Raw genomic sequence first — 2287 nt, 5'->3', positions numbered from 1 at the left:
GAGATATATGCCGATGAAGAACAGATAGCAGTAATAACGGACCCTCATTTTCTGGAATATGAGGACTATCGTTTTGTGAGAGGAGAAGTAAACTATTGTGTAGAGGCGGTATATACGACAGGCAATGCGGAAGCCGTATGCGGAAGCATAGAGATATTGACAACGGAAGAAGGAGATGCAGAGGGAGGAGAGATAAGGATATATCCGAATCCTGCAAGAGAATCGTTCAAGATAAGATATGAAAAAGGGGACAGCGAAGAAAAGCCGGAGATAAGGATAACAGACATGATGGGAAGAACGATAAAGAGAGTAGAGATGGAAGTAGATGGGGAAATGATGATAGGGACGGAAGACATGCCGAGTGGAATGTATTTTTATACGATAAGCATAGGAGAAAAGAGTCGAAGCGGGAAATTGATAATCAGCAGGTAATATATAAAAAGTGTCATAAATATTAAAAATAAAAAAGTATGATTATGGGAAAAGAAATGAAAAGGATAGGTTTGTTATTGTTGATAATGGCAATGACAGCAACTTCGGGTTTGCAGGCACAGATAACAAAACAGGAAGCGAAAAACATAATTGCAGAAATGGTTTCTGACAGAATTGATAGTGTAAACGTCTATATGGAGCCGTATCTGCAAACAGACAGTTATTATAATTTAAGTCTTTATGATTCTATTGCTGTGACGTATAATAGTTACTGGATGTTTTTTATAGATGAAGAGCCGCAGTATTTGTGGGGACATAGATGTACTTACGTTTTTATAGATGAAAACAACGGTTCGTATATATCTGTAGAAAAACAGTTGCCTCCCTACCAATATGGTTTATTTTTGGAGGATGTATATATTTCTTTCGACTATGAATTGTCGTCAGTTCTTGATATAACAAGTAATACTGACAGTCTGTATGTTCCGACACCGAATGCAGATGTGAATGACGGAAAATATGCCGTGCTGTTTTGTGGAGGAGATCATCATGATTTAACTCCTATGTGGAATGCATTAAGCCATTCATATTGTAGTCTGATAGAAAACGGATATATGAAGGAAAATATTTATGTGTTATCTTGCGATGGCAGTACGGGTTCAGGTTCAAATCTTAAAATGGACCTTGACAATGATTCTGTTCCTGACATTCTGCCAATAGTCTGCAATAGCAGTAATTTGGATTCAATATTCAATCATTTGTCGTTGATAATTACCGAGAGTGACATATTATATGTTTTTGTTACAACTCATGGTAATAATAATACATTCCCATCATATTCTAACGATGTTAGTTTTGTACTGTGGAATGACGAATTGCTCGATGATGATTTTGCTTCCATGTTGGAAAGAATCAACTGTTCACAGATGATAATAAATTTATATAGTTGTTTTGCAGGCGGATTTGTTCAGGAACTGTTGGATATGAATAATAATTCCAGAAAAACCATTCTTACATGTATCGATGGTTTGAGACCTTATTTTAGAGATTATCTTTTATTAAAAATGGATGTATATAACTATTTTGCGTGTTCGGCGTTACGAGGCGGATATCCTGCATTAAATGAGCCATGGTATTCACCTTATAGTATTGGGAATAATCCGGACTTCTATTCATTGTTTGGAAAACCGGAGATAAATTTTGATCTGCAGGAAAACGGCGGCAATAATAATGGATTACATGAAATAAATGAAGTTATTGAGTTTGTATCTGAATATGATTTTCAATTTAATAATTGGGGCTATAAAATTTACGATTGCGGGTTCAAGGATGATTTGTTAAGTCTGAGGGGCATTACAGGAAAAGTCGTCACTACAGATACCGTTCAAGGCAATTATCATATAGAGGATGTTTTATCTGTTGAACAGAATACTGATTTATATGTGAACAATGCAAATCTTTATTTGTATGATGCAGAAATACATATAGATACTCTGTCAGGTCTTCATTTTGAGAACAATGTGTCAATAATAGCAAAAAACGATACATGCAGGCTCATTATAGATGGAGGAATGACGTTTGGCAAGAAAGTAAAATTTGTGGCAGAAGAAGGTGCAGAAATGGAAATAATTGTCAATACAGACAATTTTAGTTTCAACAATGTGACTTTCAACAATTGTATACTTACCTTGAAAAATAACAATATAAGTTTTTACAATTGTGATTTTATAGATACTCCAATCGCTTTTGAATCGTATTCTGAAAGAGTCGATTCTTCTTCCATTGTAATTTCCAACTGTAATTTCAATGTTAATAATGACACGATGAATTATGCAATAAATATTCATAATGTTCA

At 34.6% G+C, this 2287-nt stretch carries 2 protein-coding genes; both read left to right on the top strand.

Annotated features, from left to right (window positions below; genetic code table 11):
* On the top strand, positions 1–432 hold a 432-nt coding region (locus tag ACZOVS_RS10270; protein ID WP_483997128.1), incomplete at its 5' end, for a T9SS type A sorting domain-containing protein.
* Positions 433–476: 44 nt separating this feature from the next.
* Positions 477–2287: hypothetical protein (locus ACZOVS_RS10265; RefSeq protein WP_483997127.1), on the top strand; the 1811-nt coding region annotated here is incomplete at its 3' end.

The organism is Candidatus Limimorpha avicola (assembly GCF_056978975.1).
This window is presented reverse-complemented; position numbering and strand designations above follow the sequence as displayed.